Source organism: Synechococcus sp. MU1655 (assembly GCF_023630655.1).
GTDB lineage: Bacteria > Cyanobacteriota > Cyanobacteriia > PCC-6307 > Cyanobiaceae > Synechococcus_C.
This window is the reverse complement of record NZ_JAKUHK010000064.1, coordinates 1-8210: the sequence shown is the minus strand read 5'-3', so window position 1 is coordinate 8210 and position 8210 is coordinate 1. Positions and strand designations below refer to the sequence as shown.

Genomic DNA, 8210 nt, shown 5'->3' with positions numbered 1-8210 from the left:
CAGCGCCGAACGGGATCCAGCACACGGACTCTTTACAAGCCATTTCGGGAAAGACTGGTCAAATCGGTTCCTCCATGAGTTTTTATTCCCCGCCGCCTCCTCTCACAAATGACAAATCAAAGATTCAAAAGCACAGACCCTGTCAACATCGAAGGATGGTCATGGCAACCCTTTCTTGAAGATGCCATCAAGCGCCTAGAAGGCTTAAATGTTGAATCATACCCAGTCCCCGATCGTTTTTTACAACGCGAAGATCAAACTGGATCAAAATCAAAATCAATTCCTGTCACGACAGCGACCTGGGCTTGCAAAACAGAGAAATTCAGACAAGTCAGAGCTGCCTGCGTAAGTGCTGGATCAGCAGCATCTGTTTTAAATTTTGTGATCAATCCAAAGTCCACCTATGACTTACCTTTTTTTGGCGGTGATTTGGTAACGCTCCCCGCAGGACATTTGCTTGCGCTAGACCTTCAACCCGCCATCAAAACAGACGAGGTCCACACCACTCATGTTTGGGATCGACTCATTCCCATTTTTGAGCGTTGGCGAGATCAACTACCTTATGGAGGGCCAATTCCAGAGGAGGCGCAGCCCTTTTTCTCCCCTGGATTCCTGTGGACTCGACTGCCCCTTGGAGAGGAGGGCGACGAGTTAATTCAATCCATCGTACGACCTGCGTTCAATGATTATTTAGACCTCTATCTCGAACTAGCCGCCTCAGCCGAGCGCGTGACCGATGAGCGCAGCGAGGTCCTTCTACAAGGGCAAAGAAAATACACAGATTATCGAGCTGAAAAAGACCCTGCGCGCGGAATGTTGACTCGCTTTCATGGCAGCGAATGGACCGAGGCATACATCCACACTGTGCTTTTTGATCTATAAGCAACCATTTTTTGTCGATTGCCAGCCTGAATAATCGCCAAAACCGATCAGGGGTTACACATTATGAACCGCTTTCAGGGGAGCCCTCAACCTTTGGCGAGAATTGTCGGGAACCCGAAAGGTCTTCCCTAGGATGAGCTTTCAGGTGCTTAGACACCTCACCAGACATTGCAAGCAGGAGTAAAAAATGTTCGACGCCTTCACCAAGGTTGTCGCCCAGGCTGACGCCAGGGGACAGTTCATCAGTACCAGTGAAATTGATGCTCTGGCTGCCATGGTTTCCGGCAGCAACAAGCGATTGGACGCTGTGAACCGCATTTCCAGCAATGCCTCCACGATCGTTGCAACTGCGGCTCGCGAGCTTTTCGCCCAACAACCTGCTCTGATCTCTCCCGGAGGAAACGCTTATACCTCCCGTCGCATGGCAGCTTGCCTGCGTGACATGGAAATCATCCTCCGTTATGTCACCTATGCAGCATTCACTGGTGACGCATCTGTCCTTGAAGATCGTTGCTTGAATGGTCTTCGCGAGACTTACCTTGCACTAGGGACCCCCGGAGCATCCGTAGCAGCAGGCGTGGGCCTGATGAAGGATGCCGCCCTTTCTATCGTTAATGATAGTAATGGGATTACCAATGGAGATTGCGCTTCCCTGAGTAGTGAGCTCGGTACTTATTTTGATCGTGCTGCTGCATCCGTTGCCTGATCAGGCGCATTCAATTCAACGTCCATTAATCTCTCCCTCTCCCAATGAAAACCCCTCTCACCGAAGCGGTTGCTGCAGCCGACTCACAAGGTCGTTTCCTGAGCAACACAGAAGTTCAAGCAGCTTCTGGACGTTTCAATCGTGCCAAAGCTAGTCTTGAAGCAGCAAAAGGCTTGACTAGCAAAGCTGATAGCCTTGTCAATGGCGCAGCTCAGGCGGTATACACAAAGTTTCCTTTCACCACACAGATGGAAGGCCCGAATTACGCTTCCACAGCTGACGGCAAAGCGAAGTGTTCACGTGATATCGGCTACTACTTGCGAATGATCACTTATTGCCTTGTAGCTGGTGGTACCGGCCCAATGGATGATTACCTGATTGCAGGTTTAGCTGAAATTAATCGTACATTTGAGCTTTCACCCACTTGGTACGTTGAAGCTCTAAGACATATCAAGAATAACCACGGCCTCAGTGGAGATGCTGCCACAGAGGCCAATAGCTATATCGATTACGCTATTAACGCCCTCATCTAAGGCAAGAGTTCTTTGAAATTCAAGGGCCCCCAATACAGGGGGCTTTTTTATTCAACACTTTAACTTGAATGGAATATTCTACTCAAAAATTCCTCAATCTTCTTTGTGGCGAGTACAGCAATCAACAACAGGCAATAGACAACCCACCATTCTTTGCTCACATCTTTTTGCGATATAAAGCAATCGAACACCTTAAGCCAGGATCAATTTTATTAGAGCAGAGCTACGCAGTTAATCCGACAAAGCCCTACCGCCTACGAATGCTCAGAGCGGAAGAGACCTCCACAGGCATAATCAAGCTCTGGAATCACAAATTTAAACACCCAGAAAAATTTACGACAGCAACAACTAACTTATCGCAAAGACAAAAAATAAATCAGAATGATCTCATCCCTTTAGAAGATTGCCATTACCAGTTAGTGGAAAAAACGGATGGTTATCATGGCGATATTGAGCCAGGCAGTTGTTGCATGGTTCGGCGTGATGGGAAGAACACCTATCTAGTCAGCTCTTTCCATCTGCAAGGGGATAGATTGAGTACATTGGACAGAGGGTACGATCCTGAAACGCATGAACGGCTTTGGGGATCAATCGCAGGCAAGTTTCAGTTTATCCGAACAAATTCCTGGGAAGCCAAATGGAATCAAAGTGACACTAGCATTGGAGAGTAGAAACAATAAATCAACCCTTATCAAACATCAATATACTGATGAGGCCTTCTACAACTTCCATCAATAATCGCCAAACCAGGCAAACTAGAACTTGACTTCTATCAACTCTGCCGAATCTGCAATCAAGGCCCTAGCGAGCGATGACGCCGGAGTGAGATACCACGCTGCATGGTGGCTAGGGAAGAACAGGGTCGAATCTTCTGTAAACGTTTTGATTCAATGTCTTCAAGACGAAGGCGATCAAACATCAACAGGTGGATACCCCTTGAGAAGACAAGCTGCACGGTCATTAGGGCTAATCAATGATTCAAGATGCACGCCATATTTATTAGAAACATTACACAGCAAGGACATCCACCTCCACGAGGCAACCTTAAGAGCACTAATCGAACTCAAGACAGCCGACTGCAAAGACGAACTAAATAAATACGTTGAGCAAAACATTGAAGGCAAGCCTATAGAGGCTTTAATAGAAACTCTCACCACATACGAAATGTGGGATACCAAGGAAAAGGTAGAACCCTATCTACATTCTGACTCGGAACGCATTGCTAGCGCAGCAGCCTCTTACTTCTATACCTACTCTGGAGAAATCAGATACTTAAACAAAATACACTCTTATTTAAATCATAGCAATCGCTTCATAAGACAGTCCGCGGCATTCGACCTCGCCAGGATTGCTTCGATTACCAGCACAGAATCAATACTGAATGCCAGGATACCTAACAACATTAAAATGCACTCACTCAAGTCAATTCTTGAGAAGTCGATACTGCACCAAAGCAAACACCTACCTTCGTCCTCTATCAACCTCAACGGCAAACAGCAAGAAATCATAAAAAAGTTAGACAATTTAGTACGTGAAAACTTTGCCGGAAACATCGTGATTGACAACTCCTACCTGCCAGGCGGAACAAGCAAAGAAACTAGACCTGAAAATACAAACATTAACCTTTCCTATGCTCTTGATCTCCTAAAAAGCCCTTCCCTAGAAGATCGAGAGGTAGGAATATATCTCCTTACAAATAGCAGCCAATTCATTCACACAGACCTTTCAAGCCTTTACTTTTCAGAATCTGATCAGGATATCAAAGTTGGACTCATTAAAGCAATTACGGGCAAAGAAGACCCTAGATTCCTTTCAGCATTGCTTGATGCAGTCGGTGTCGAAATCGGCAATCATTGTCAGGGGAATATCCGTCGCATTGCCACCTGCGCTCTAGGAAAAATGGGATCCCAAAAGCATATCGAGGAAGATGCTATCCAAAGCATCACAGACAAACTAGCCTGGGCAATCACTAAGCCCGAGGATTGGGGATTGCGCTATAGCGCGTGCCTAGCACTTGAAGAGATCAGCAACAATCAATCAAAAGAGTTGTTGACGGGAGCCAATGGTTCAGAGTTAGATATTGTTGTTTTAATGCGCATCAACCTAGCGATGTCTAAGGTGGCTTGCTTATGATAATCAACACGACATGTTAAACAATTTTCCCTCCAGTATTGAACTTTGAAGGTTTTATTCGTCTGTCTCGGCAACATCTGCCGGTCACCCGCCGCAGAAGGTGTGTTTCTTCACCTCATCGAGCAACGACAACTCACGGACCAGTTCCTCGTTGATTCCGCGGGTACAGGGGGCTGGCACGTGGGCAATCCAGCCGATCGGCGCATGCAAGCAGCCGCCAGACGGCGCGGAATTCATCTACCCAGTCGAGCCCGCCAACTCGAACTCGGCGATTTAAAGAGTTTTGATCACATCCTCGCCATGGATCAGGACAACCTGCACAACGTGAGCAGCATGGCCAACGAATTGGGCCCCCGTAGTACGGCAAAGATTCGCCTGATGCTCAGCCATGCGCGTCGCTCAGACACTCTTGAAGTTCCAGATCCCTACTACGGAGGGGATCAGGGCTTCGAGCATGTACTCGATCTTCTCGAAGATGCCTGTGAAGGACTGATTGAGGACCTCTTGGCTTCAGGTACTAAGCGCTAGCGGGAAGAGGGTGTTGGCCAAACCTCTTCGCCGACGCGACGCCGAAACAGATCCTCAAGCGCATCAATCACCTGGTCGATGCTCATCCCATCACTGATCAGCTCAATTGCATCATCCGCCTGAAGAAGAGGCGCAACCTCACGGGTGCTATCAAGCCGATCGCGTTCCACAATCTGTGCTTCCAGCTCGGGGAGAGCTGGCACTTCGTGTCCTCTTGCTTCTAAATCGAGAGCACGGCGTCGGGCTCTCTCTTTCGGAGTCGCAGTCAGGAACACTTTGAGCTCTGCATCCGGGAACACAGCGGTTCCAATATCACGGCCCTCAGCGACGAGACCGCCCGCCTCGCCCATTCGCTGCTGCTGGGCCGTCATGGCAGCACGGACGCAACCATGGGCCGCGACCGCAGATACGGATGCCGTCACCCGCGGATCACGAATCGCGTCGGTGACCTCGTGGCCATTCACACGCACCGCTTGGACACCTTGCTGCAAGGGCTCAAGCTGCACCTCAAGATCGCTCAACACACCTTCCACAGCCTCAGAATCAGCAGGATCAAACCCCTGTTCCAGAACCAACCACGTCACGGCCCGATACATCGCTCCCGTATCGAGATACACAAGCCCGAGCCGCTCAGCAAAGGCTCTGGTCACCGTGCTTTTGCCAGCACCAGCGGGACCGTCGATCGCAACAAGGGGAGAACGCGTCATTAAAAAAGCATGGTCAATCAGGCGGGTGCTGCCACAGCGAACAGCAGCTGCGAGCAAGGTAAGTGATGACTGATTGGACTTGGAAGGCTGCAGCAACCAGGGATCAACAACGTCGACGTACTCCACACTGAGGCCAACCTCTTCCAGCCGACGCCGCACCTCAACAGGATTCAAGGCTGTACCGCCATGCAAGCAAGCAGAGCTCGCATCGCTTAAAACCTGGGCAAACAGAACCCCTTGTTGCCGCTCCTGAACATTGAGGTAGCGGTTTCGTGAACTGCTGGCCAGCCCATCACCATCCCTCACGGTGGGAACACTGCGTACCCGGACGGCCAAGCCAAGGTCCAACACCATTCGGCGAAGAATGGTGAGTTGCTGCCAATCCTTTTCACCCAGAAACAATTGATGCGGTTTGGCTAGCGCCAAAAGACGGCAGACCACCGTGACCACACCATCAAAGTGCCCCGGCCTCATGGATCCGCACAATCTCGACTGCAACGATTTCGGCGCCTGGATCCGCCAAGATTCAACCAAGCCACCGGGGTAAATCTGCGGCTCGTCCGGACACCAGATCGCAGAGGCTCCAGACAACTCTGCTAATTCACAGTCATCGTCAAAGGTGCGCGGATAGCGAGCAAAATCCTCATCCGGACCAAACTGCAGCGGATTAACGAACACGCTGACCAACGTCTCAGCCTCACCTGACTGAGGGCAGGAGGCGGCTGAGATCAAACTTGCGTGGCCGTGATGGAGGCCACCCATCGTTGGAACAAAATGCACACTGGCATCAGATGAGTGTCGCCAGCGTTGAAGGTCGTGCAGAGAACGAAGAACCTGAATGCTCAGCGCAGCACCTCGAGGCGAACTTGTGCAATTCCACTTGACACCAATCCAAGGTGATGAGCTGCACCGTGCGCAATATCAATCACTCGATGGCCACTAAATGGTCCTCTGTCGTTGATACGAACAATCGTTTCCTTACCGTTTCTGAGATTCGTCACTTTCACCTTGGTTCCGAAGGGCAACGTTCGGTGCGCTGCCGTCATGGTTCCAGGCCTAAACACCTCTCCATTGGCCGTGCGATTGCCAAAAAAACCAGGTCCGTACCAACTTGCTTCTCCCGTTGAGGTGGAAACAACCAACGTCTTTGCAGGTTTTGGCTCAGCCACGACAGGGGGCGGAACAACCACAGGAGCTTTTGGCGCAGCCGCCTGTTCAGTCTTGAGCGCTAAAGGCTCAAAAGGGTCGTAGAACTCAGTGGTGGCTACGTCACGTGCCAAAACTGGAAACAATGCAAAACCCGTAGCAAAAAGCCCGGTGGCACAAGTCGCAAAAGGGAAAGATCGGTGCATACGAATCGATCGTTCAGCCTCGAGACAGCCAGCAACGTCCGAAAAGCGGACTTGATTGTCTCTTCCGAATGATCTCTCATTTCAAGGTTTCATCAAGCTAAAAACCTTTTTCAATCTTGCTGAGGCACTTTTGGACAACTCCTTTGGCCGAGATCAACGACCCAACCCTGAGATGTCACACCCGCACAGGGCTAAGCGAGGCCATCGAAGGGACAGCGCATTAGGAAACCTGATCCCACCAACAAGCCAAACTCATCACAGCATTGGACGGTCCCATGCCAGGCACACCACGTGCCGCGAAAGAGGAGGATTAGTGAAATGAAGCATTCTTGAATGGACTACAAAACCGCTGGGGTCGATGTGGAGGCGGGGCGCGCCTTCGTCAACAGAATCCGCAAGAGCGTAGAAGCAACACACCGACCAGAGGTCGTGGGCGGACTCGGTGGTTTTGGCGGCCTGATGCGCCTTCCGGCAGGCCTGAACAAACCTCTATTGGTATCAGGGACCGATGGCGTTGGCACCAAGCTTGAACTCGCTCAAGACCATGGCGGTCATCACAACGTGGGGATCGACCTCGTGGCCATGTGTGTCAACGATGTGATCACCAGTGGCGCTGAACCCCTCTTTTTCCTCGACTACATGGCCACGGGGGCCTTGAGCCCTGAGGCCATGGCCACCGTGGTGGAGGGCATTGCCGAGGGCTGTTGCATGAGTGGATGCGCCCTTTTGGGTGGCGAAACCGCTGAAATGCCCGGGTTCTATCCACCAGGGCGTTACGACTTAGCCGGCTTCTGCGTGGCCGTTGTCGAGGAGGAGCAACTCATCGACGGTCGACAAATCCGCGCGAACGATCGCATTCTGGGCATTGCCAGCAGCGGCATTCACAGCAATGGCTTCAGCCTGGTGCGCAGGGTGCTCACAGAAGCTGGAGCCAATGCTGAAACCACCTTCGGCCCCGACAATCAACCTTTGATCGAGTCCTTGCTCACCCCCACACATCTCTATGGGCGCCTTGTGAAAGCCGTGCTCGATGCAGGTACACCCATCCATGGAATGGCTCACATCACCGGAGGAGGGCTACCTGAAAACCTGCCTCGCTGCCTTCCAGAGGGCCTACAAGCAATCGTGGACCCCGGCAGCTGGACACGCCCGGCTGTCTATGACTGGCTTCAGTCCCACGGCGACATCCCAGAACGGGACCTCTGGCATACGTTTAATCTCGGGATTGGCTACTGCCTGATCGTCCCTGAAGACGGGGTATCAATCGCTGAGAAAGCATGTGAATCGGAGGGAATTCAGGCCTGGACTATCGGACGCATCGAAGAGTCATCAGGCGACGATGGGAAAGGGTCTGTCTTAGGACTCCCAG

Annotated in this window: 9 protein-coding genes and 1 pseudogene; 8 read left to right on the top strand and 2 right to left on the bottom strand. The window is 51.1% G+C overall.

Annotated features, from left to right (window positions below):
* The 7 genes and pseudogenes from NCN04_RS04735 to NCN04_RS04705 all read left to right on the top strand — a co-directional run.
* A pseudogene (locus tag NCN04_RS04735) lies at window positions 1-112 on the top strand (15,16-dihydrobiliverdin:ferredoxin oxidoreductase); the annotation flags it as partial.
* Window positions 109-882 (top strand): phycoerythrobilin:ferredoxin oxidoreductase, encoded by a 774-nt coding sequence (locus NCN04_RS04730; protein ID WP_250395333.1) that lies wholly within the window; start codon window positions 109-111, stop codon window positions 880-882. The pseudogene NCN04_RS04735 and the gene NCN04_RS04730, both read left to right, overlap by 4 nt.
* Window positions 883-1069: 187 nt before the next feature.
* Window positions 1070-1588 carry a C-phycocyanin subunit beta gene (cpcB, locus tag NCN04_RS04725; RefSeq protein ID WP_250395332.1) on the top strand — a complete coding sequence of 173 codons (519 nt, stop codon included), beginning with the start codon at window positions 1070-1072 and terminating at the stop codon, window positions 1586-1588.
* 44 nt (window positions 1589-1632) lie between these two features.
* A complete protein-coding gene (gene cpcA / locus NCN04_RS04720; protein ID WP_250395331.1) occupies window positions 1633-2121 on the top strand; it encodes a C-phycocyanin subunit alpha in 489 nt (162 codons plus the stop codon).
* Window positions 2122-2189: 68 nt separating this feature from the next.
* Window positions 2190-2792, top strand: a complete 603-nt coding sequence (locus NCN04_RS04715; protein ID WP_250395330.1) for a chromophore lyase CpcT/CpeT — start codon at window positions 2190-2192, stop codon at window positions 2790-2792.
* A 91-nt stretch (window positions 2793-2883) separates the two neighbouring features.
* Window positions 2884-4254: a HEAT repeat domain-containing protein gene (locus NCN04_RS04710; protein ID WP_250395329.1), complete on the top strand. Its 1371-nt coding sequence runs from the start codon at window positions 2884-2886 to the stop codon at window positions 4252-4254.
* Window positions 4255-4299: 45 nt separating this feature from the next.
* Window positions 4300-4782 (top strand): low molecular weight protein-tyrosine-phosphatase, encoded by a 483-nt coding sequence (locus NCN04_RS04705; RefSeq protein ID WP_250395328.1) that lies wholly within the window; start codon window positions 4300-4302, stop codon window positions 4780-4782.
* On the opposite strand, the gene NCN04_RS04700 is transcribed toward NCN04_RS04705, so the two are convergent.
* Together NCN04_RS04700 and NCN04_RS04695 are read right to left on the bottom strand one after the other, a co-directional pair.
* The gene (locus NCN04_RS04700; RefSeq protein WP_250395327.1) at window positions 4779-6269 is read right to left on the bottom strand and encodes a bifunctional pantoate--beta-alanine ligase/(d)CMP kinase; all 1491 of its coding nucleotides are present in this window, start codon (window positions 6267-6269) and stop codon (window positions 4779-4781) included. The two genes, NCN04_RS04705 and NCN04_RS04700, sit on opposite strands and share 4 nt — an antisense overlap.
* Before the next feature lie 62 nt (window positions 6270-6331).
* Complete coding sequence (locus NCN04_RS04695) at window positions 6332-6841, bottom strand: septal ring lytic transglycosylase RlpA family protein (RefSeq protein ID WP_250395326.1); 510 nt, start codon at window positions 6839-6841, stop codon at window positions 6332-6334.
* 333 nt (window positions 6842-7174) lie between these two features.
* On the opposite strand from NCN04_RS04695, the gene purM reads away from it, so the two are divergent.
* On the top strand, window positions 7175-8210 hold a 1036-nt coding region (purM, locus tag NCN04_RS04690; protein WP_250395325.1), incomplete at its 3' end, for a phosphoribosylformylglycinamidine cyclo-ligase.

Coding starts and splice junctions, on each gene's coding strand:
- NCN04_RS04730 (WP_250395333.1), top strand. CDS start 109: ATGACAAATCAAAGATTCAAAAGCACAGACCCTGTCAACATCGAAGGA.
- cpcB (WP_250395332.1), top strand. CDS start 1,070: ATGTTCGACGCCTTCACCAAGGTTGTCGCCCAGGCTGACGCCAGGGGA.
- cpcA (WP_250395331.1), top strand. CDS start 1,633: ATGAAAACCCCTCTCACCGAAGCGGTTGCTGCAGCCGACTCACAAGGT.
- NCN04_RS04715 (WP_250395330.1), top strand. CDS start 2,190: ATGGAATATTCTACTCAAAAATTCCTCAATCTTCTTTGTGGCGAGTAC.
- NCN04_RS04695 (WP_250395326.1), bottom strand. CDS start 6,841: ATGCACCGATCTTTCCCTTTTGCGACTTGTGCCACCGGGCTTTTTGCT.